At 64.0% G+C, this 23,073-nt stretch carries 14 protein-coding genes and 1 tRNA gene; 7 read left to right on the top strand and 8 right to left on the bottom strand.

The window, feature by feature from the left end:
- Positions 1-80: 80 nt before the first annotated feature.
- A complete protein-coding gene (locus ACX93L_RS10125; protein WP_459404721.1) occupies positions 81-986 on the bottom strand; it encodes a LysR family transcriptional regulator in 906 nt (301 codons plus the stop codon).
- A gap of 137 nt (positions 987-1,123) precedes the next feature.
- On the opposite strand from ACX93L_RS10125, the gene ACX93L_RS10120 reads away from it, so the two are divergent.
- From ACX93L_RS10120 to ACX93L_RS10110, 3 genes are all read left to right on the top strand, one after another.
- Entirely contained in the window at positions 1,124-1,921 is a 798-nt protein-coding gene (locus ACX93L_RS10120) for an alpha/beta hydrolase fold domain-containing protein (RefSeq protein WP_459404720.1), read from the top strand.
- 59 nt (positions 1,922-1,980) lie between these two features.
- A complete protein-coding gene (locus ACX93L_RS10115) occupies positions 1,981-3,171 on the top strand; it encodes an efflux RND transporter periplasmic adaptor subunit (RefSeq protein ID WP_459404719.1) in 1,191 nt (396 codons plus the stop codon).
- A gap of 127 nt (positions 3,172-3,298) precedes the next feature.
- Positions 3,299-6,499, top strand: coding sequence for an efflux RND transporter permease subunit (locus tag ACX93L_RS10110; RefSeq protein WP_459404718.1), 3,201 nt, complete (start codon positions 3,299-3,301; stop codon positions 6,497-6,499).
- A gap of 189 nt (positions 6,500-6,688) precedes the next feature.
- Here ACX93L_RS10110 and ACX93L_RS10105 read toward each other — a convergent pair.
- Positions 6,689-6,765 (bottom strand) — tRNA-His (locus tag ACX93L_RS10105).
- 138 nt (positions 6,766-6,903) lie between these two features.
- The gene (locus tag ACX93L_RS10100; RefSeq protein WP_459405364.1) at positions 6,904-7,350 is read right to left on the bottom strand and encodes a phasin; all 447 of its coding nucleotides are present in this window, start codon (positions 7,348-7,350) and stop codon (positions 6,904-6,906) included.
- Between the two features lie 271 nt (positions 7,351-7,621).
- Here ACX93L_RS10100 and ACX93L_RS10095 point away from each other — a divergent pair, with 271 nt between their 5' ends.
- Complete coding sequence (locus ACX93L_RS10095) at positions 7,622-11,542, top strand: ATP-binding protein (RefSeq protein ID WP_459405363.1); 3,921 nt, start codon at positions 7,622-7,624, stop codon at positions 11,540-11,542.
- A gap of 243 nt (positions 11,543-11,785) precedes the next feature.
- Here the strand turns inward: ACX93L_RS10095 and ACX93L_RS10090 are convergent, their stop codons facing one another.
- The 3 genes from ACX93L_RS10090 to ACX93L_RS10080 all read right to left on the bottom strand — a co-directional run bounded on the left by ACX93L_RS10090 (position 11,786) and on the right by ACX93L_RS10080 (position 15,684).
- On the bottom strand, positions 11,786-12,214 hold the full coding sequence (locus ACX93L_RS10090; RefSeq protein WP_459404717.1) for a hypothetical protein: 429 nt from the start codon (positions 12,212-12,214) through the stop codon (positions 11,786-11,788).
- Positions 12,215-12,353: 139 nt separating this feature from the next.
- Positions 12,354-14,501: an autotransporter domain-containing protein gene (locus ACX93L_RS10085; protein WP_459404716.1), complete on the bottom strand. Its 2,148-nt coding sequence runs from the start codon at positions 14,499-14,501 to the stop codon at positions 12,354-12,356.
- Positions 14,502-14,715: 214 nt separating this feature from the next.
- Complete coding sequence (locus ACX93L_RS10080; RefSeq protein ID WP_459404715.1) at positions 14,716-15,684, bottom strand: AraC family transcriptional regulator; 969 nt, start codon at positions 15,682-15,684, stop codon at positions 14,716-14,718.
- A 333-nt stretch (positions 15,685-16,017) separates the two neighbouring features.
- Between ACX93L_RS10080 and ACX93L_RS10075 the strand changes: the two genes are divergently transcribed.
- Positions 16,018-17,664 carry an ABC transporter permease gene (locus ACX93L_RS10075; RefSeq protein WP_459404714.1) on the top strand — a complete coding sequence of 549 codons (1,647 nt, stop codon included), beginning with the start codon at positions 16,018-16,020 and terminating at the stop codon, positions 17,662-17,664.
- A gap of 256 nt (positions 17,665-17,920) precedes the next feature.
- Here ACX93L_RS10075 and ACX93L_RS10070 read toward each other — a convergent pair whose 3' ends face one another.
- Positions 17,921-19,873: an acetoacetate--CoA ligase gene (locus ACX93L_RS10070; RefSeq protein WP_459404713.1), complete on the bottom strand. Its 1,953-nt coding sequence runs from the start codon at positions 19,871-19,873 to the stop codon at positions 17,921-17,923.
- Between the two features lie 151 nt (positions 19,874-20,024).
- Between ACX93L_RS10070 and ACX93L_RS10065 the strand changes: the two genes are divergently transcribed.
- Positions 20,025-21,920: an AsmA family protein gene (locus tag ACX93L_RS10065; protein ID WP_459404712.1), complete on the top strand. Its 1,896-nt coding sequence runs from the start codon at positions 20,025-20,027 to the stop codon at positions 21,918-21,920.
- A gap of 78 nt (positions 21,921-21,998) precedes the next feature.
- Entirely contained in the window at positions 21,999-22,232 is a 234-nt protein-coding gene (locus ACX93L_RS10060; RefSeq protein ID WP_459404711.1) for a DUF6460 domain-containing protein, read from the top strand.
- 19 nt (positions 22,233-22,251) lie between these two features.
- On the opposite strand, the gene ACX93L_RS10055 is transcribed toward ACX93L_RS10060, so the two are convergent.
- Positions 22,252-23,067 carry an ABC transporter permease gene (locus ACX93L_RS10055; protein WP_459404710.1) on the bottom strand — a complete coding sequence of 272 codons (816 nt, stop codon included), beginning with the start codon at positions 23,065-23,067 and terminating at the stop codon, positions 22,252-22,254.
- Positions 23,068-23,073 lie beyond the last annotated feature (6 nt).

The raw sequence follows: 23,073 nt of genomic DNA, 5'->3' as shown, positions 1-23,073 counted from the left end.
TTGTGGCGCCTGTGGCCAAGTCTGACTGCAATGACAACGAGGTGTCACGGCGGAAACCCGCGCTGCTATCGTAGCTCCTGTTAACTCAGCCGTGCCTGCGCCAGCAGGCGGACCACCCAATCGACGAACACCCTCACCTTATTGCTCAAGTGCCGGTTTGGCGGATAGACAATGTAGAGCGGGATCGGCTCCGTGCGCCAGTCGTCGAGGACCCGGACGAGCTGACCGTTCGCCAGCGCCTCTGCCGCCATGAAGCGCGCCAGCGGAGCCACACCGAGCCCGGAAAGCGCTGCAGCAAGATAACTTCGGGCATCGTTGACAGAGACAATGTAGCGACAGTTGATTTCCATCCTCTCGCCGCCTCTCTCGAATTCGAATGCCATGACCCGGTTGGTCGGTGCCAGGAAATAGCTGACGCAATGATGAATCGTCGCCAATTCTGAAGGATGCCGGGGCACGCCGAAGCGCTCGATGTATCCAGGCGCCGCACAGGTCACCATGTCGATCTCGGCGACCCGCCGGGCAATCAGTGACTGGTCTCCCGGCGGCCCGCCGCGCAGGGCACAATCCACGTTTTCGGCAAGATAGTCGACGGTGCGGTCGCCGACGCCGAGGTCGATCCGGATATCCGGATACTGGGCGTGGAAATCACCGAGAAAGGGGATGACCAGCAGGTCGGCGAAAGCACCGGCCATCTCGACGCGCAGGCGACCGCCCGGATTGGCACGGGAATGAGAAAGACTTCCGTCAAGCTCATCGAGTTCGGTCACGATCTGGACCGCCCGCTCGTAATAGAGCGCGCCATCGGTCGTCACCATGACGCGACGGGTCGTGCGGTTCAGAAGCTTCGTCTGGAGATGAGCCTCCAGGTTCTGGATGAGATTGCTGACCGTTGCCTTCGGCATGCCGAGCGCTGCGGACGCCCGGGTGAAATTTCCGGTTTCCACGACGCGGATGAAAGCCCGCATGGCTGAAAGCTGATCCATTCGACACTCCGAGAAGGATTATTGTCCGAAATTTTGGACAGTGAAACCAGTTTTCGTCTACTTATATGGATAGACTGAATAGAGATATAGATGGTTATCACCACAAACGATCCAATGCGCGGATCAGGGCGAAAGCGATGACGGTAGAGATCAAGGACATGATGCTCGACAAGGTGGCCATTGGCCCCGTGTCGGCACGCATCTACCAGGGCGAGGAATTCGCCAAGGGACCGCCAGTCCTGCTCTATTTTCACGGCGGTGCGTTTCTGGAATCCGGGCCAAGGCACTGCCCGCTCGCGGAATGCCTGGCCTCGACCGGCGCCATCGTCGTCGTTCCCGACTATAACGCGCCCCTCGGCGGGATCTTCCCGAAGCCGCTCGAGGTCGGTTTCTCGATCTTCTCCTATCTCGCCAAGAAGCGGGCGGGGCTGGGCGATCGCAAGTCACAACTGCTCATCGGAGGCGAGGAGTCAGGGGGCAATGTCGCCGCCGGCGTCGCGCTGAAGGCGCGGGACCATTTTGCCAACGAACTGGACGGGCAGGTCCTGCTCTCCCCGCTGCTCGATCCCTTCATGGGGACCGTTTCCTTTCGCAGCGCCGATCAGATCGGCATGCGCCAGCGCTGGGCCGACGGCTGGAGCCACTATCTCAGCGGCGGGGCCTGCCATCCTTATGCGGCGCCACGCATGTGCTCGCGCCTTTCCGATCTGGCGCCGGCTCTTCTCGTCACGGCGGCCGACGATCCGCTGCTCGACGAGACCAATGCCTATGCGGACCGCCTGAAACAGGCGGGCGTCATGGTTCGCCAGCACGTCTTTCCCGCCGGGACAGGCTGGCCATCGATTTACGGCGGGACTTCGGGTGAGGCCCGGACCTGGCAGGATGACCTCTGCCGCCAGTTTTCGGACTTCCTCCACGATATACGCATTCATTGAAGTGAACTGATTTGACCAATACCCGATAACGCGGCCTCAGGGCCGTCAGGAGAACAGCAATGATATCCAAGCGCAAGCGCTGGGCCCTCACGGGCACCGGCCTGGGACTGGCCGTGTCCATTTCCGTGGCGGCCTTCGTCTATCAAATGCCGGGCGGGGTTTCGCCCGCCGCTGCCGCCGCCACCGCGGCACCGCCGCCGATGCCCGTCACGGTGGCCGTCGTGGAGAACCGCAACGTGACGTCCTGGCAGGAATTCTCCGGCCGGCTGGAAGCGATCGAACGCGTCCAGATCCGCTCGCGCGTGGCCGGGGCCATCCAGTCGATACACTTCCGCGAAGGCGCGCTGGTCAAGGCCGGCGATCCGCTCTTTACCATCGATCCGGAGCCCTACAAGACGGCCGTAGCCCAGGCCGAGGGCGGGGTTTCGTCTGCCGAAGCACGGCTCGGGCTCGCCACGACCGAATTCGAGCGCGGCCGCAAGCTCGCAGAGGGCAACAGCATCTCGCGAAGCGACTTCGACCAGCGAAGCAACGCGCTGGCCGAGGCGCGGGCAGCGCTGAAGACCGCCGAGGCGGCACTTGACGCGGCCCAGCTCGAACTTGGCTACACGACCGTCCGCGCGCCCGTGGCGGGCCGCGTCGGCAAGGTTGAGATCACGACCGGAAACCTCGTCGCGGCAGGTTCCGCGTCGCCCGCCCTCACCACGCTCGTTTCGGTCGACCCGATCTATGCCGCCTTCAATGTCAGCGAGGAGACGGTCGCGGCAGCACTCGCAAGCCTGCCTGCCTCGAGTGACGCACTTGCCCCGATCGAGCAGATCCCGGTCGAGGTCGGTACGCTCGCCGACGAGGGGACGCCGATCAAGGGGCAGTTGCAGCTCATCGGCAACGAGGTCGACCAGGCCAGCGGAACCGTGGCTGTCCGCGCGGTCCTCGACAATCCCGGCGGCCGCCTTCTGGCCGGTCAGTTCGTTCGCATCCGGATGGGCGAGCCGCGCGCCCAGAGCAAGATCCTCGTCAGCGAGCGGGCGATCGGCACCGATCAGGACAAGAAGTTCGTCTTCGTCGTCGACCAGGAGAACAAGGTTTCCTATCGGCCGGTCGTGGTGGGCGCGTCGGCTGAAGGCGAGCGCATCATCGAGAGCGGACTTGCCGCCGGCGACCGCATCGTCGTCAACGGCCTGCAACGCGTGAGCCCCGGTGCGGTGGTCGCTCCGCAGGTGGAAGAAAAGGTCGCCTCCGTGAAATGACCGGAGGCAAGGACGGGCGCTAACGCGCCCTCCTCTAAAATTGCAGGAAATCACTGATCCGCCGGCGGAGCGCAAGCCCGCCGGAAGGGTTCGTTCGTCTCGTTTTCATCCCGGAGAGGGTGCAGAAATGAATATCTCCCGATTCTTCGTCGATCGTCCCGTCTTTGCCGCGGTGCTGTCGATCCTCATCGTGGTCGCCGGCCTGATCGGCATGCGATCGCTGCCGATCACGGAATATCCCGAGGTGGTGCCGCCCTCGATCGTGGTGCGCGCCGTCTATCCGGGTGCCAATCCCGTCGTCATCTCCGAGACTGTCGCGACACCGCTCGAAGAGCAGATCAACGGCGTCGAGGACATGCTCTACATGAACAGCCAGGCGACGTCCGACGGCGTGCTGACGCTGACCGTGACCTTCAAGCTCGGCACCGATCCCGACAAGGCCCAGCAGCTCGTGCAGAACCGCGTTTCGCAGGCCGAGCCACGGCTTCCGCAGGAGGTACGGGCGCTCGGCGTCACCACCGTCAAGAGCTCGCCGGACTTCATCATGGTGGTCAATCTCGTCTCCACCACGGATCGCTACGACGTCACCTACCTGCGCAACTATGCGACGCTGAACATCAAGGACCGGCTCGCCCGCATCGAGGGCGTCGGACAGGTCCAGGTATTCGGCGCCGGCGACTATGCGATGCGCGTGTGGATCGATCCGCAGAAGGCGGCCGAGCACGCGCTTGCCGCCAGTGACATCACCAATGCGATCCGTGAGCAGAACGTGCAGGCAGCCGCCGGCATCATCGGCGCCTCGCCGACGATGAATGATGTCGACCTCCAGCTCAACGTCAACGCCCAGGGGCGTCTTCGTACGCCGGAAGAGTTCGGCGACATCGTCGTCAAGACCGGTGAGCAGGGCCAGATCACGCGCCTCAAGGATGTCGCCCGCGTCGAGATGGGGGCCGCCGACTATACGCTACGCTCGCTGCTCGACGGCAAGCCGGCCGTTGCCATCGCCGTCCTCCAGGCCCCCGGCTCGAACGCCATCGAGATCGCCGACAATGTGCGCGCGACGATGGACCAGCTGCAGCTCGCCATGCCGGACGGCGTGAAGTTCGAGATCGTCTACGATACGACGGAATTCGTCCGCGCCTCGATCGACAAGGTCATCGACACGCTTCTCGAGGCGGTCGCGCTGGTGGTTCTCGTGGTGATCCTGTTCCTCCAGACCTGGCGCGCCTCGATCATTCCGCTGCTCGCCGTGCCGGTCTCGATCATCGGCACTTTCGCGGTAATGTATGCCTTCGGCTTTTCGGTCAATGCGCTGACACTGTTCGGCCTGGTCCTGGCGATCGGCATCGTCGTCGACGATGCGATCGTGGTGGTCGAAAACGTCGAGCGGAACATCGAAAACGGGCACTCGCCGCGCGAGGCGACCTATCGGGCGATGCGCGAGGTCTCCGGCCCGATCATCGCGATCGCGCTGGTGCTCGTTGCCGTCTTCGTGCCGCTCGCCTTCATCAGCGGCCTGTCCGGCCAGTTCTACCGGCAGTTCGCGCTGACGATCGCAATCTCGACAGTGATTTCGGCGGTGAACTCGCTTACCCTGTCGCCGGCACTCGCGGCCCTTCTCCTCAAGGGCCACGACGCACCGAAGGACCGGCTGACGCGCATCATGGACGGGCTGTTCGGCTGGTTCTTCCGCGGCTTCAACCGGGCGTTCGGCGCCGCCTCGAACGGCTATGGCTCCACGGTCGGCGGATTGGTGTCGCGCAAGACCATGGTCATGGGCGTCTATCTTGCACTCGCCGCCGCCACCTATGCGGTGTTCGGCGCGGTCCCCGGCGGTTTCGTTCCGGCACAGGACAAGCAGTACCTGATCGGCTTCGCCCAGCTTCCGGACGGCGCAACGCTCGACCGGACCGAAGACGTGATCAAGCGGATGAGCGACATCGCCCTCGAACAGCCGGGCGTCGCGCATGCCATCGCCTTCCCCGGCCTTTCGATCAACGGCTTCACCATCGGCTCCAATTCGGGGATCGTCTTCGCCGTGCTCGACAAATTCGAGGATCGCCAGACACCAGAACTTTCCGGCGGGGCGATCGCCATGCAGCTCAACCAGAAATTCGCCGGCATCCAAGATGCTTTCATCGCCATGTTCCCGCCGCCACCGGTCAACGGTCTCGGCTCGACCGGCGGATTCAAGCTGCAGATCGAGGACCGCGCCGGGCTCGGCTACAAGACGCTCGACGAGGCGACCAAGAGCTTCTTGGCCAAGGCCTACCAGACGCCGGAACTCGCCGGGCTGTTTTCGAGCTTCCAGATCAACGTGCCGCAGCTTTACGCCGACCTTGACCGCGTCAGGGCCCAGCAGCTCGGGGTGCGTGTGACCGACGTGTTCGAAACGCTGCAAATTTATCTCGGATCGCTCTATGTCAACGACTTCAATGCGCTTGGACGCACCTACAGCGTGCGCGTGCAGGCGGACCAGGCCTTCCGCGCCAAGCCGGAAGACATCGGCCAGCTCAAGGTGCGGTCGCAATCGGGGGAGATGATACCGCTCGCCGCGCTCATGAAGGTGGAGGGCACGACGGGACCGGAACGCACCACGCGCTACAACGGCTTCCTCGCCGCCGACATCAATGGCGGGCCGGCGCCCGGCTTCTCCTCCGGCCAGGCCCAGGCCGCGGTCGAACGGATTGCCGCGGAAACCCTGCCCGCCGGCATCTCCTTCGAATGGACGGACCTGACCTACCAGCAGATCCTTGCCGGCAATTCGAGCATCGTCGTCTTTCCGCTCGCACTGCTGCTCGTCTATCTTGTGCTCGCGGCACAATATGAAAGCCTGACGCTGCCGATCGCGATCATCATGATCGTGCCGATGGGCGTGCTGGCGGCGCTTGCCGGAGTGTGGTTCACCGGTGGTGACAACAACATCTTCACACAGATCGGCCTTGTCGTCCTTGTCGGTCTCTCCGCCAAGAACGCGATCCTGATCGTCGAGTTCGCCCGCGAGCTGGAGTTTTCAGGCCGGACCCCGGTACAGGCAGCCGTAGAGGCAAGCCGCTTGCGCCTGCGCCCGATCCTGATGACCTCGATGGCCTTCATCATGGGTGTCGTGCCACTGGTGTTCTCCACCGGCGCCGGCGCGGAAATGCGCGCGGCCATGGGGCTTGCCGTGTTCTCCGGGATGATCGGCGTGACCTTCTTCGGCATCTTCATGACGCCGGTCTTCTACGTGATGCTGCGCCGGCTGACCGGCAATCGCCCGCTGATCCAGCACGGGGCATCAACACTGGACGACGCAACCGAGCCGGACGCCCACGCCGCGTCGCACTGAGACGGCAACTGACCACAAAAATGGCCGGGGCAGACCCGGCCATTTTTCTTTGCGGGCAAGGCTCAAACGGCCGACAAGCCGCCCATCAACATCAGGGCAGCGGCAAAGCGCGCAACGATGCAACAGCGCGCCTGGCGGCAAGTGAACCAGGGTCGAAAAAACTCACTGATGATGGAAAAAAGAAGAGAATGGTACGGTTGGGGGGTCTCGAACCTCCGACCTCAGGTGCCACAAACCTGCGCTCTAACCAACTGAGCTACAACCGCACATTCGACGCCCGAAAACGTCGTGAGGCGTCACATACGAGCACTCGGATCTTTTTTCAAGCCCTTTCTGCAGCAAATGCAAAAGGGCCGGACAAACGTCCGGCCCTTGCTATCCCTGGGAGGATCATGAAGATGAGATTAGGCGGCCTTGAAGGTCGACATGACCTTTTCTGCGGCTTCCTTGGTCGGCTTGGTAACGGTTTCGGCGACCTTCTTGGCAGCTTCCTGCATGGCCTTGGCCTGCTCGACCGTAACTTCGGCCTGCTTGCGGATGAAGGAGGTCTGAAGCTCGACGAGTTCGGCAACCGACTTCACGCCGAGCAGGGCTTCCATGTGCGAGAGCGACATGTCGGCATTGGTGCGGAGCGCGTCGATGGCCTTCAGGCCGAGTTCGACGGTGCCGGCCTGGGCGGTCTGCATGGTGGTCTCGACCGTCTTGGTGGCTTCTTCAGCGGCGGTCTTCATCTTGGCATAGGCTTCCTTCGACTGGGCTGCGCCCTTTTCAGCGAATTCGCGGAAGGTCTCGGAGACCTTCGACGGATCGAAGGCGGAAGCGGAGAAGGAGAAGACGTCCTTGGGGTTCATGGCTGCCATTTGCGTAATCCTTGGTTGGGGCGTTCGCTTATCGGCGCGCCCAGATGCATTCGATAAAGCCTATATAGCACCATCTATTGTGCATTGCAATATTATTGTGCGCTGCACAATGAAAAATGCCGATAGCATCTTCTTAACCCTCGCCGCGATTAACCCTGTTGGCCAAAAGCCGAGGCGATTGCTGGACCCGAAAGGCGTGGCTAGGTATTAAAAATCTGTTAATTTGCCGCATGAGGTGGCAATGGCTACGACAGGTCCGACGATGCCCGCATCCTACCCGTTCATCGATGTCGCCGTTCACGAGAACGTTCGCGCCCGCTTTGCCCGTGGCGAAGCGCTGGTGCTGTTTTCGCCCGCGCTTGACCAGGTCTTGTGGGCCAACGGGGCCGGCGCGCGCTTCTTCGGCAATGCCTCGATCTACGACCTTCTCGAGGAAGGGCCGAACCGTGGAGACGTGACCTTCCGCCAGATCGAAACAGTTGCCCGCCAGCTCGCCGCTGTCGGCGACAGCCGTTCGCTGGTTCTGCGCATTGCTTCAGGCTTCCAGCGCGTGCCCGTCAATGCCAATGCCGAGATGGTCGAGATCCGCAAGGGCGAGCGCGCCGTGCTGCTCTCCGTCCCGGCAACGGGCAAGGCCGGCACGATCGGCGAACGCGCCGCCGACATGCTGACCGGTTTCGACGATCCGGATACCCACATGGCCGTGCTCGACGGCGACGGCGCGGTCGTGGCCGCCTCTGCCCGCTTCGCCGCGCTCGGCGTCACGCCGCAGACCGCACGCACGCTCGTCCATCTCGTCTCCGCCGATGCCGACCACCTGCTGAAGCGGCCGATCCCGACGGGCCGCGGCCACCTGCCGGCGGCGATCGGCAAGCTTTCCGACGATCCGGCGCTGCACCTGCTCTTCGCCGTCGAGACCATCCTCGGCAACATGGATCCGACCGACAGCTTCGAAGCGGATGCGGTGGCAATCGAAACACAGCCGGCCGCCCCGACGGACGAGCGCGAACCGCAACCGACCGTCGCGCCCGAAGCTGTCCCGGTGATCGCCGTTGGCGTCGCCTCGGCCGAAGCCGGTTTTGCCGACATCGTCGATGCGCTCGGCAACATCGAGGAGATCGAGGGGGAGGAGCTTGAAACCGTCACCGAGGCGGAAGACAGCTTTGAGAACGACGACGCGTCACTCGAGACAGCAGCAGCCACCGTCGCAGAACAGTTTGCCGAGGCTGAGGAAACCGTCGTCGACGAGCCGGGCCAAGCCGACATGTTCGCCGGTCAGGTCGAGGGCACGGAGGTGCCGGCGATCGCCGCGGAAGAGCCTCTTACGGTCGGTGATGTGATCACGAAGCCGGGCGACGAGACCGCGATCGAAGACAAGCCGCTGGACGACGTTGCCGACGCGGATGTCGAGACGGCCGCCCCGCCTGCGCCCCCGTCCGTCGCCGCTCTTTCCGTCTCTGCGGCACCGAACGGAAGATTCGTTTTCGCGCCCGACCGTCGCGCCACGCGCTTCGTCTGGAAGATCGATGCAGATGGCCGGTTCTGCGATGTCTCGAGCGAGTTTGCCGAGGCTGTCGGCCCGCGGGCGGCCGCCATCAACGGCGTTGCCTTCCGCGATCTCGCAGCGCTCTTCAACCTGGACCCGGACGGCAAGATCGGCGAACTCTTGAAGAAGCGCGACACCTGGTCCGGCAAGACCATCTACTGGCCGGTCGAGGGCACCACGCTGATGGTGCCGGTCGATCTCGCCGCGCTGCCGACCTATACGCGCAGCCGTGATTTCGACGGTTTCCGCGGCTTCGGTATCGTCAGGATTGCCGATGCGATCGAGGATCCGAACCATACCGGACTGACCTTTGTCGACGAACGCGAGGATCGTCCCGCCGCCTCCGGCGCGCCGGCCGAAACGGTTATCCAGACGCTCTCCGACATGCCGGCAGAAGCTGCAGTCGAAATGCGGGCCGAGGCCCCTGCTCCGGCAATCGACATGGAAACCCCTGCTGCTGCCGTGACGGAAACGCACGCTACCGATACGGCCGTGGAACCAGCAGGGTCGGACCAGACCATGGAGGAGCCCGAACCCGCCGACGAAAGCCGGATCGAAGTAGCTGCCTCTGACGAGGTCGCGCCCGTTGCAGAAACGGGCCCCGAAGCGCCCGCCATTTCGCCGCCTGTGGGGGACGCCGAAATTTTTGAACTCAAGGCTGCGGACGAGGTGGGACCTCGCGAACCTGCGGGCGAACCGCCGGCGCTGCAGCTGGTCGAAACGCCCGGCCGGCGCCACTCTGACAAGGTGGTGCAGCTCGAGGAGCGCCGGGCGCGCGGCCGGGAAGGCCTGACGCCGGGCGAGGAAGCCGCATTCCGCGAAATCGCCCGCAAGCTCGATCCGCTCGGGCTTCGCGAAAAGGCAGCCGAGGCACTTGCAGAGATGCGCAAGCACGACAAGGCGAGTGAGACCGAAAAGGCGCCGGCAGCCGATGAGGAAACCGCCATGCCTCTCGGTGGAGACATCTTCTCCGCAGTGGACACGGACGACACCACCGAAGAGCCGCAGATCACACCCGCGACCGCAGAGACCTTCATTGCGCCGCAGCCAGCCGACTCCGCGCCGTCGGATGATGCCGTCGTCGAGGATTTCCAGGCACTTCGCCTGAAGCGTGAGAACAGCCTCAACGGCGACATCGTCGACCTGATGCCCGTGGCGCTGCTGGTGCATGCCGGCGACCGGCTCATCCATGCCAATCCCGAATTCCTGTCCCTTACGGGCTATGCCTCGATCGAGGCCCTTGCCGAGGCAGGCGGGCTCGACGTGCTGATCCAGCGCCAGGATCTCGAAGGTGCCGGCGAGGAAGCCGGCCAGGTCGTCATCGTGCGCGCCGACGACGAACTCGTGCCGGTCACCGCCCGCCTTCAGTCGGTCAAGTTCGACCGCGCGACCGCGCTGATGCTGGCGCTCGTGCCGAGCCGTGTGGAGGTGCGCAAGGTTACCGAAGCGGCACCGTCCGCAACCGTCACCAGCATCACGGACGTGCAGGCCCCGGCTGCCGCGGAACAGTTGGCCCGCCTCCAGGTCGAGGCCGACGAGCTGCGCTCTATCCTCGAAACCGCGACCGACGGCGTGGTGATCCTCGGCGCCGACGGCGACATCCGCTCGATGAACCGGGCGGCGAGCGCGCTGTTCAACTTCGACGAGGCAGAAACACGCGGCAAGCCCTTCGTCATGCTGTTCGCTCACGAGAGCCAGAAGTCGATCATGGACTATCTCGGCGGCCTTTCCGGCCATGGCGTGGCGAGCGTGCTCAACGACGGGCGCGAGGTGATCGGCCGCGAAGCGTCGGGCGGCTTCCTGCCGCTGTTCATGACGATCGGCAAGCTCAGCTCGTCCAACGGCTACTGTGCGGTGATCCGCGATATCACCCAGTGGAAGCGGACCGAAGAGGAACTGCGCAACGCCAAGCGTGCGGCGGAAACCGCCAACGCCCACAAGAGCGATTTCCTCGCCCGCGTCAGCCACGAGATCCGCACGCCGCTCAATGCGATCATCGGCTTTGCCGACATGATGGCCAACGAACATTTCGGCCCGGTCGGCCATCCGCGTTATGCCGAATACGCCAACGACATCGTGCGCTCCGGCCGCCACGTGCTCGACATTGTCAACGACCTGCTCGACATCTCGAAAATCGAGGCGGGCGAGATGGATCTCGACTTCACCGCGGTCGGCCTCAACGAGACAGTGCAGGCCGCCGTGTCGATCGTCCAGCCGCAGGCCAACGGCCAGCGCGTCATCATCCGCACGGCGCTCTCGCAATCGGTGCCGAACGTGGTCGCCGACCTGCGCTCGATCAAGCAGATCGTGCTGAACATCCTGGCGAACGCCATCCGCTTCACGCCGTCCGGCGGGCAGATCATCGTGTCGACCGCCTATGAGCCCAACGGCAGCGTTGCGCTGCGGATCCGCGACACCGGTATCGGCATGTCGCGCACGGAACTCGAACAGGCAATGAAGCCGTTCCGCCAGGTCCAGTCCGGCATGCACAAGCGCGGCGACGGCACCGGTCTCGGCCTGCCGCTGACCAAGGCGATGGTCGATGCGAACCGGGCGAACTTCTCGATCTCGTCGGCCCCGAACGAGGGAACATTGGTCGAGATCATCTTCCCGTCGCAGCGCGTGCTGGCCGATTGACATCCAGACGAGCCGCAGCCCTGCCGGGCCGTGGCCGATCGCCGTGATCTGCCGTTCCGAGAAAAAAATGTGGAGCGGCGGGGTCCGCCGGGTGTCGGGAGGCCCACCTCACGTCCGCCGCTCCACGAGGGCCATCCGAGCGGTTGGGGGAAGGAGTTGGTAGGAGCTTTGCCCTCCCCTCATCTTCCGCCTCGGACGGCGTGTCCGCTCATGAGGCTGCGGACCTTGCGGAAGTTCGAAAACTCACCAGATCTCGTCATCGGCCCCGGCATCGACCGGGGCGCCTTGAGGATAACAATCGCGGCGGATTGCGGCTTCCGCTTCCCGCCTTTTCTGCGCGGCAACCAGGGACCCCGCGGTCGAGGCAACCTGCGAGGCGATCGCCCCGCCGCGGCCGACGAAACCGAAGGCACCGCCCGCCATGCCCAGCGCGCTGCCGATCATGGCCTGATCCATCTGCTTCTTCATGGTCTCTTCGCACGCCGCCATGGCAACCTCTTCGGCCTTTGCCTTGCCCCCGGGCGCGGCAGCCGCAGCGACTGGCGGCTTTCCGCCGGGCTTGGAAGACGTTGCCGCCCCCGGGGCCGCCCCGGGGGCCGCCGCAGGGGCCGGGGCGGTCTGGCTGCAACCGACGAGCGGGAGCATCAATGCAAGCAGGACATGTGCCTTCATCGTCTTCTCCTGAAGGGCAGACGGCGCAGAGCGCGATTTTCAAAGATCCTGAGCAACAGGGCGAGCACAAGGGCCTGCATTCCAACGTCCTCCATCGAAAGCGACAGGATTGCCGGCGCCTGATGCGGCGCCGCTATGGCTAGAAAAGAACCTGCAGACGTGCAGCCCCCGAGATCTGGGCATCCAGCCCCTCGGTCGCGGCATGCATGGACAGCGACAGCAGGGCGCTGTCGGTGACCTTCACATCCAGGTCGGCGCCGGCCCGCACCCAGGTTTCAGAGTAGGATCCGCCGCCGAAAGAGAAGCCGTGAAGACCGATGACCTGTCCGCTCGCAAGAGGCGCGTCACCGGCACCGTGCACCAGCTCGAGCGTGCCGCGCAGCGCGACAGCAGAGGTCAGCTCGGTGCGGGACGCAAGACCAAGCCGCACCTCGCCGCTGTCGACCACCTGCTCGTCGAAGGTGGCCGGGAAGCTTCCCCCGGTCTCGGTGTAGCCGTCGACCGTGGTGCGCGAGACGGCGTAGGAGACATAGGGGCTGAAGCTGGTGGTGCCGAAACGGAAGGCATCCTTCCAGTCGGCGCGAAGGCGCAGCGTGCCGGAGACAAGGTCCGTCTCGCCCTCCGAATAGGCCATCGTAGCGCCGTTCGAATAGGCACGGCGGATCTTGGCGTCCGAGCCGCCGTAGAGGCCGGTCAGTGAGAAGATCACCGGCAGCCCGTCGGGTTGCCAGTCGAGTTCGCCGACAAGGTAGCGGCCGTCGAGCTCGGCGCTACCGTCGTTCATCAGATCCTGGGTGGAATGCATCAGGCCGCCCCCGAGGCCGATCCTCACCGTTCCGTCGGCGAGGTCGCCGCAAAGGCCGGCTTCGGCGAGCGCCACGCCGGTGTCGCGGCCGTCGTCGTAATGTGCGAGGTCGCCGTTGGTCCAACCGCAGATGCCGCTCGGCTGGGTGGGGAAATCCATCAGCACCCGGTGGTGGGCACCGTTCAGCGGCATCTTGAACGCATTGCCGGCCGCCCAGCCGGTATAGCCGGCATCATAGGCGGTTGCGTTGTATTCATTGACGTTCATGAGGCCGGAACCACCCTCGCCCGGCACGGCGACACGGGCGATGAAGGGCGTGTCGCCGTCTGGACTTTCCGGATCGTTCATGCGGCCGACGATGACGCCACCATTGTTAGAGATCCCGGTTGCTTCCTTCAGCACGATATCGCCGACATCGATGCCGCTCTGGGCCAACCAATCCGCGAGCGAAAGCATGCCCGTCTCACGAGTCCAGCGGAAGGCGCGCGATTCAAAGGAATCGTTATCCGACGCACCCACCACGATTTCACCGTTGCCGCTGACCGCCAGGGCCTCACTCGACTCGCCGCCGAGCGTGCCGAGATCCTCCATCTGCGGATTGCCCGCCACGCCGGCCGTCCCCCCATCCACCCATCGAAAGGCATGCTGGCCATAGGCACTTGTGGTACGGGACCAACCGACAACAACACGCCCGTCTGCATTGATGGCCCGGCTAAACGAATTATTGCCGCCGAGAGTGCCCAGATCCTGCGCAGCGGCTGTTCCTGTCGTCGTGATGCCCGCCAGGTTCCATCGCACAGCACGAAAAGTCCCACCTGTGATATCGCTGTAACCAGCGGCAAACTGACCGTCGGCGCTGATGGCGTCAGCGCTTGATCTGACACTACCGGACAACGCTCCCAGCGCATGCATTTCCGTGTTGCCCGCCACGCCGCTCGTCGCGCCCCTGATCCAAACGAAGGGGACCAGCCGACTTGGAGTTGCCTGCGGGCTCGACCATCCGACAATGCGATTGCCATCGTCGGAGATGGCCATGGCGCCCGATTCCCCAGCATTCATCCCATCGAGCGTCCCGATATTTTGAAAGCCTGCGTCCCGCGTCCAAAGAAACGCCTTTGTCGTAAGAGGCGCAATGTTGGCAGAGCCCACAACAATGCCGGAATTTGACACATCTCTTGCGATCGTCGGTTCGCCGGACACAAACAGGCCGACGTCCTGGCCCGCGCCGCTCCTCACATCGTAGAAAAAGCTGCGCCCCACATCATCGGCATCGATGCCTTCGCCGACCATGTAGTTGCCGTTGCCGCTGACGCCCAGGGCGGTGAACCAATAAGCTCCAGGCGCGAAAGCAGACAGATCCCGAAACTCGGCCTTTGCCGGCGATGGCATCATCAACGCCGTCGATCCCAAAAGAGCGATCAGCGTGAAACGGATCTTCCCTGCTCCGTTCTGCCCCGTTGTGCGTGCCCGCTTTGCCGTCATGCTTCAGTCTCCGAACGCTTTGTTAAGGACCTTGAGGTCGTGCGTTCTATTGCCTGCAGGTTGTGGAGGGGATCAACGCGGCGGGCGCCCGTGCATAAGCATTTGCCGGGCCGCATAACTTTTTCCGGATGGTAAAAAATCGACGCTGAACAGCAAAAGGCATGCCGCGGCCGGTCGGCGCGACATGCCTGCAAAGCATGACTGGTTTGCCGGGCTAGCCTTGACTGCGCCGGTGCTGCCCCGGCGGCACGCCGAAACGCCGCCGATAGGCGTTGATGAAGTTGGACAGCTGATTGTAGCCGACCATCCAGGCAAGGTGCTTGAGCGGCACGTCGTGCCGTTCGCGGATCATCGCATGCGCCGTCTTCATGCGGGCCTCGAGCAAGGCCTCGAAGACCGTCATGCCATAGAGTTGGCGGAAACCCTGATTGAGCTTACGGGGGGCCAGGCGCACCTGAGCGGCGAGTGTTTCCAGCCCCGGCGGTTCACGCAGACTGGCGACCAGCAGTTCATAGGCTTCCTTCACCCGAGCGAGATCGCGCGGGTTGAGCGAAGCGGGTGCAGCACCGCTCGACCCCAGATGATCGAGCTGGTGCGCCAGAAGTTCCAGCGCCTTGCTCTCGCGCCAGAGCGTTTCCATGGTCCCGCGATAGGGAGACCGCAGGAGATCATGGGCCGTGCGCATCACCGCCCGATTGAGCTCGAAGACGCTGGAAACCGGCAATTGCCCGTCATCGAGCACCGCGCGCGCCACCGCCGGCAAATCGCCGTTCTGCATCGCCAGGCTCTCCAGCGCTTCCGGCTCCAGCAGCAGCGTCACGGCGCGCCACGGTTCGCCAGCTTCCAGATGATAGGTGATGTCTCGCTCGGCGAGGCTCAATACGTAAGAGCGTCCCGGCCCGCGCCAACCCTGGCGTTCGTTCCCCTTGGCATCGATTACCCCGGCACCGTCGAGCATCGCCCCGAACACCAGATTGCCGGCGGGCGCCTCGCCCTGCGCCTTCAGTCTCCAGGCATGAGTCGACAAGCCCTCGGCGCGATAGAGCGCGATGCCAGGGCGTACAGCAGTGCGCTCGATGAAACCCGAGAACGGGCCATCCTCAAACAGGATCCGGCCGCCACGATCGAAGTGCTGTTCTTCGGCCTCGGCAGCAGTCTCGACTATCCATGACAGTTCATCCATGCGCTCTTCTCGCGTCGCCCACAGGCAGGAAATTTCTATGCAGCGCGCATATAGTTTCCGGGTTTGGTCGCGTGTCAACGGGGGGTGTCGAGTGCTTGCACTCGACTATATCTTATAGTTGATCTCACTTATGCAACCAAGAGGCGCATACAATGCAGCGCTCGGGGTACTGTGTCTGCCGCGAGGAAACCACCTCTGCCAGGCTTTCCCGTTTCCTTCCGTGCCGGTTTCGGCTAGACCGGCGAGCAGAGGTGCGCAAGGCCGTTTGGCTCTGCGAACAGGATGGGAAAGGTTCGAGGCTTGCCAGCAAACACGCGTTCGGCGCCCAGCACGATGCAAAGACCGGTCAAGTCGGGGATCGGCGGAACGACGATCGCGGCTCTTGTCGTCTCGGCCTTCGTCGCCATGCCGATCGTGGCGATCTTCGTCATCGGCCTCGCGGGCGACGGCGAAAACTGGCGGCACATGGTTTTCAACGTCGTGCCGCGCGCGACGGGGCGCACGCTGCTGCTGCTATCGCTCACGGGGTTCTTCACCGCCATCGTCGGCATCGTCAGCGCCTGGCTCGTGGCGTCCTGCGACTTCCCCCTGCGGCGCTTGTTTTCGGTGGCGCTGGTGCTGCCGCTCGCCATTCCGTCCTATCTTGCGGCCTATGCGTTCGGCGAGTTCCTCGACTTCACCGGGCCGGTGCAGGGCCTCTATCGCGCCCTCTTCGGTTTCCATTCGGCAAGAGAATACACCTTCCCCGACGTACGTTCGCTGGGGGGCGCCGTACTGGTGATGTCGGCGGTCCTCTATCCATACGTCTACCTGGCCTGCCGCTCGATGTTCCTCATGCAGGGCCGCGCCGCAGCCGATGTCGCCCGCACGCTCGGCGCCGGACCGTGGCGCGTCTTTTCCCGCGTGCAGATACCGATGGCGCGGCCGGCGATCATGGTCGGCCTCACCCTCGTCATGATGGAAAGCCTGAACGACATCGGCGCCGTCGAATATCTCGGGGTCAACACGCTGACATTCTCGATCTACGACACCTGGCTCAACCGCGGCAGCCTGGCCGGTGCGGCGCAAATCGCGTGCGTGCTGCTCGTATTCGTCGCCCTGCTCCTGTGGCTCGAGCGTAGGGCCCGCAGCCGCCAGCGCTTTTCCAGCCAGAAGACAACGGCCATTGCGATCGATGCCGTACGGCTGAAGCTCAAGGGCTGGCGCGGCCTTGGCGCTGCCGCCTTCTGCGCCGTGCCGGTCATCATCGGCTTCCTCGTACCGATCGGCGTTCTCTCCGGCTTTGCGCTGAGAAGGCTCGAGGATTTCGCCGAACCGCGCCTGATGAAGGCGCTGGGCAATTCGATCGCGGTCTCCTCGGCGGCAGCGCTCGGAACCGTTCTTCTCGCCTTCGTGCTGGCCTATGCCACGCGCTCTGACCGCTCCCGCCTGACGTCGGGCGCCTCCCGTCTCGCCTCGCTCGGCTACGGGATCCCAGGCACGGTGCTCGGCATCGGCGTTCTCATCCCGCTGGCGGGCCTCGACAACCTGCTCGACGGCGCAACCCGGCAATATTTCGGATTTTCAACCGGCCTCCTGCTCTCCGGCACCGGCTTTGCCATCGTCTATGCGGCCACCGTGCGGTTCCTGACCATGGCGGAGGGCACGATCGACGCGGGCTTCCAGAAGCTCTCGCCGCATCTCGACATGGCCTCGCGCACGCTCGGCCGCAGCCGCCTGCAGACGCTCCGCGAGGTGCTTCTGCCGAACATGCGGCCGGCCGTGCTGACCGCAGCCCTCCTGGTGTTCATCGAGACGCTCAAGGAACTGTCAGCGACGATCCTGCTTCGGCCATTCAACTTCAACACGCTGGCAACGCTGGTCTATGAAGATGCCTCGCGCTCGAAGGTGCAGGATGCTTCCGTTGCGGCGATCATCATCATCCTGGCCGGACTGATCCCCGTCATCCTGGTGTCGCGCTCGCTCGACGAGCGGCGGTAAGGTCAGGCGGCGGGCAAAAAAATAGGCGGCCGAGGCCGCCTTATAATGAATGCTGTTCAACCGGAGCCGAAGCCGATCAACGTCATGTCTACGGAACCGGAACGGTTCTACGCCACACAATCATCGTGGGCTCCCAAGTTGGTCCAGCTATGCCAAATCCGTCTTAACAAGCCGTTACCGGAGGTGACATGGATCACGCCGGCTGGTTCGTTTTTGCGCGAATGCCTTCCGCTTCGGCAGAAACGGAAGGTGCTGCTCAGGACTTGAGTTCCTCCAGCCCGGCGAAGAGATCGAGCGCTTCCGGATTGGCGAGCGCTTCCTTGTTCTTGACCGGGCGGCCATGCACCACGTCGCGCACGGCAAGCTCGACGATCTTGCCGGACTTGGTGCGCGGAATGTCGTTCACCGCGATGACCTTGGCCGGCACGTGGCGCGGCGAGGCGCCGGTGCGGATGCGGGTCTTGATCGCCTTGACCAGGTCCTCGGTGAAATCAACGCCAGTGGCGAGACGGACGAAGAGGACGACGCGAACGTCGTCGTCCCAGTCCTGGCCGATGCAGAGTGCCTCGACCACTTCCTCGAGCTGTTCGACCTGATTGTAGATCTCCGCCGTGCCGATGCGCACGCCGCCGGGATTGAGCGTCGCGTCGGAACGACCGTGAATGACGATGCCGTCATGCACGGTCCATTCGGCGAAATCGCCGTGGCACCAGACATTGTCGAAGCGCTCGAAATAGGCGGCGCGGTACTTGGCTCCCTCGGGGTCGTTCCAGAACATGATCGGCATGGACGGGAAGGCCTTGGTGCAGACCAGCTCGCCCTTCTCGCCGCGTACCGGGCGGCCTTCGTCGTCCCAGACGTCGATCGCGAGGCCGAGGCCCGGGCCCTGGATCTCGCCCCGCCAAACGGATTTCAGCGGATTGCCCAGCACGAAGCAGGAGACAATGTCGGTGCCGCCGGAGATCGAGGCCAGGTGGAGATCCGGCTTGATGCCCTCATAGACGAAGGAAAAGCCCTCCGGCGACAAGGGCGAACCTGTCGAAGTCATCATTCGGAGCGAGGAAAGATCATGGCTTTCACGCGGCGTGAGCCCGGCCTTGCGCACCGCATCGATATATTTCGCCGAAGTGCCGAAGAAGGCGAACTCTTCCTCCGCCGCGTAGTCGAACAGCACATTGCCGTCGGGATGGAAGGGCGAGCCGTCGTAGAGGCAGAGCGTCGCGCCAGAGGCCAGCCCAGACACCAGCCAGTTCCACATCATCCAGCCGCAGGTGGTGAAGTAGAAGAAGCGTTCTCCGGGCTGAAGCCCGCAATGGAAGCGCTGTTCCTTGAGGTGCTGCAGCAGCGTGCCGCCGGCCGAATGAACGATGCATTTCGGCACGCCGGTCGTGCCGGACGAGAAGAGAATGTAGAGCGGATGGGAAAAGGGAAGCGGTTCGTAGGTGATGTCCCCCGCGACATAGGGCGCCACCAGACTGGCGAGTGTTTTGGCTCCCGGCACCGCGGCGGCGAGAGCGTCCGCATCACCGGCATAGGTCACCACCACCAGCGGGACGCCGAGCTTCGTCGCAACCGCCTTTACCTTCTCGGCGACGTCCTGCTTCTTGCCGGCATACCAGTAGCCGTCGATGGCGATGAACAGCTTCGGCTCGATCTGACCGAAGCGGTCGAGAACGCCCTGTTCGCCGAAGTCGGGTGAGCAGGAGGACCAGATGGCGCCGATCGAGGCGGCCGCCAGCATCAGCGCGACCGTTTCGGGCATGTTCGGCATCATTGCGGCGACGCGGTCGCCCTTGCCGATGCCCATGTCGCGGAAGGCCTGCTGGAGGCGGGAGACGGCATTGCGGAGACGGTCCCAGGACCAGCGGTCCTCCGCCTTGTCCTCGCCGCGGAAGATCATCGCATCGTCTTCACCGGCGCGGGGAAGCAGGTTCTCGGCAAAATTCAGCCGTGCATCGGGGAAGAACCGGGCGGCGAGCATCACGTCGCCGTCGGTGAGCAAGCGCTCGCCCTTCTCGCCCTTCACACCACAATAATCCCAGACGGCTGACCAGAAGGCCCCGCGGTCTTCGACCGACCAGTCGTGGAAAGCGTCATAGTCGGCGAAGTCACGCCCGGCCCGATCGCTGCACCACTGCATGAAGCGGTACATAGGCGACTGCTTGATCTCGGCGTCAGACGGGGTCCAGAGCGGCTTTTCGTGTTGCATTCGTTCCTCCTCAAAGCACCGCATGTATAGCAGTTTGCAGCGCAATATAAAGCAGAGCCGGCCGCGCCATTTGCATGAATACGGCATTTCCTATATCCGGCAGAACAGTGAGACCGGGCGCCCGCCCGGCCGATGGAGCCCGTGGTCCCCGATGGCCGACAAGCGGAAGATCGCCGAGACAGGACAGCGCCGGCTGAAAACAGCCCGCCGCGTGGTACGCCTCGCGCTCGTCGCGGTAGTCAGCCTCCTCGTCGTCTTTGTGGTGTCGCGCGCCGCCGCTCCCTATCTGATCTCCAGCGGTCTTGTGCGCTCGGCCATGGAACGGGCGGTCGCGCATTGGACCGGGCACAAGGTGACGATCGCCGGAACCAGCGAGATCAGTTTCTGGCCGACGCCGCGTGTCACGCTCGACGGCGTGACCATTACCAAAACCGTAGATGGCGGAGCCAAGGCCCTCGGCCGGATCGAACGGCTTTCGGCGAGTTTCGGTCTCTATTCCGCAATCCAGGGCAACCCTCATTTTGGCGAATTTCATCTGCTCAGGCCACGCTTCCACGTGGACCGGGATCGCGCCGGAAAGCTCGACTGGGCCAGCGAAGGCCTGTTGAGTGCCGCCGTGCGCGAGGTCACCCCACTGGATGGCGGGCGTCAGGCCCTGCCCCCCGAGCTCGATGCCCAGATCGGCTCGATTACCATCGAGGACGGTTCGATCGAGCTTCAGGACGAGGCCTCCGGCCATCTCATCGAGGTCGGCGCCATCTTTGCCGATGTCTCCTGGCCACGGCTGTCCGACGAACTCAGGGCCGCCGTGCTCCTGAAGCTCGGCGGCCTCGACATGAAGCTCGACCTTGCCTCGCGCCAGCCGCTGCTGTTGTTCGGCGGCAAGGATGCCTCGGTCCGCGCGGCTTTCGGCTCCACGGCCTTTGACGGTACCTTCGAAGGCGTCGCGAGCCTGGTCGGCGACGAACTGAAGACGGGGTCGCTCGCGCTCAGTGCCAAGGACATTCCCGCACTTCGGGACTGGAGCGGTATCCGGCTCGCCGGTCTCGACAGCCTGACGGCTGCCTCGCTGACGGCCAAGATCGAACGGGTCGGCCCGGAATTGCGCCTGGAGGACCTGGATTTCGGCATCAACGACACGCACGGGACCGGCATCCTCTCCGTCCTGCGGCGGGACGGGGCGAAACCGCGGGTAAGCGGCACAGTCGCCTTCGACCGGCTCAACATCACGCGCCTGCTCGCGGCCTTTTCACTCGACCTGCCAAGCACGGGCGAAGGCGAGAAGGACGAGGTCCGCCTGCCGCGGCTTCTGCAGTGGCTCGACTTCGACCTCACGCTTTCAGCGGCCCGCGCGGATCTGCCGCCCTTCGAGCTCGACGAGGTGGCAGCAAGCATTCTGGCGACGGAGAACACCGCCCAGTTTGACATCGCCGATGCCGTCTTCGAGGGCGGCGACCTGACGGCCAGTTTCTCAGGCGGGGGCAGCGGTTTTTCCAAGGGCGGCGACCTCGGGCTGTCGATCCATGACGCCGACTTTGCGGCGGTCGCCGAGCATCTGGCGATCAAGGGTCCGGTCCCACAGGGCAAGGGGTCGGTCGAACTGTCGCTGAAGACCGCCAAGCCCGTATGGGCGACAGGTCTTTCGGACATGTCCGGGACCGTGGCATTCACGTCCAAGGCCGGCATCCTCACGGGGGTGGATCCGGCAGCAATCCGGGCGCATTCGGCGAACCACGCCTATTTTCAGCTGAGCGCGACCAATGCCGACGCCGGCTCGATGCCCTATGAGCGGCTAACCTATAAAGCACGCTATTCCAACGGAACGGCCGAGATCGAAGAAGCCAGCCTCGTCGGCGCCGACGAGACTCTGACACTCGCCGGCGTCATCCCCTATGCCAGCAACGGCCTGGCGCTTTCGGCGGAACTTTCCGCGACGGATCCAACACGCGAGCCCGAGTTTCCGCGGATGCGTTTCTTCCTCGGCGGCTCGTGGCCCGACCCGGTGATCACGCCCATCTATCCCTCACCTGCAAAACCCCTAAAATAGCATCGAATCAACCGTCAGACGGTCGGCAGATGCCTCTACCGTCGCGATGCTGGGGGGCATGCGGTGCGAAGATTTTTGATGAGCCTCTTCAAGATCGTCCTCGCCTCGCTGCTGGCGGGAAGCCTGCTGTCGTTTCTCGGCATCACGACCGACACGCTTCTCACCTTTCTCGGACTGACGCCCGAGGCGATCTGGAGCGGGCTCGAACGGGCCTATGCGTGGGCGACGCCACGCGTGCTGCTCGGCGCGATGATCGTCCTGCCGGTCTGGCTGGTCACCTATATCCTCACGCCTCCCGGCGGAGACGACTGAGCCAGCCGGTCCCGCCGGCTCAGGGAGCCTGGGCAGCGACGTGCTCGTCCCGCAGTCGCTGCAGTTCGCGGCGCTTCGTGGTGATCGAGGCGATGATGACACCGGTCGTTACGAGACCGATGAGGATCGAGCAGACGGCGTTGATCTCCGGCGTCACGCCGAGGCGTACCTGGCTGTAGATCTTAATCGGAAGCGTGGTGGCCCCCGGACCGGTGGCGAAGGAGGAAATCACCAGATCGTCCAACGACAGGGTGAGCGCCAGCATCCAGCCCGAGACCACCGCCGGCATGATGAGCGGCAGGGTGATCTTGAAGAAGGTCTTGACCGGCGGGCAACCGAGATCGAGCGCGGCCTCCTCAAGGCTCATGTCGAAGGTCAGCAGACGCGACTGAACGACGATCGCCACATAGCACATGGTGAACGAGATGTGGGCGACGGTCAGCGTGAACATACCACGGTCGATGTTCATCGCGACGAACAGGAGCAGCATCGAAAGGCCGGTGATGACCTCCGGCATGACGAGCGGCGCGTAGACCATGCCGGAGAACAGCATGCGGCCGGGAAAGCGGCCGAACCGAACGAGCGTCAAGGCTGCCAGCGTGCCGAGCACCGTGCCGATCGTTGCACTCATCAGGCCAACACGGAAGGTGACCCAGGCGGCATCGAGCAACCCCTCATTGGACCAGAGGGCGCTATACCATTTCAGTGAGAACCCGCCCCAGACGGTCACGAGCTTGGAGTCGTTGAAGGAATAGACGACCAGGATGACGATCGGCAGATAGAGGAAGGCGAAGCTGAGGGTCAGGACGGTCGAATCGAATTTGCCCGGTTTCATCGTTCT

It is taken from the genome of Rhizobium sp. CAU 1783, assembly GCF_054551725.1.
The sequence above is the reverse complement of the archived record's forward strand: the minus strand, read 5'-3'. Positions and strand labels throughout refer to the sequence as shown.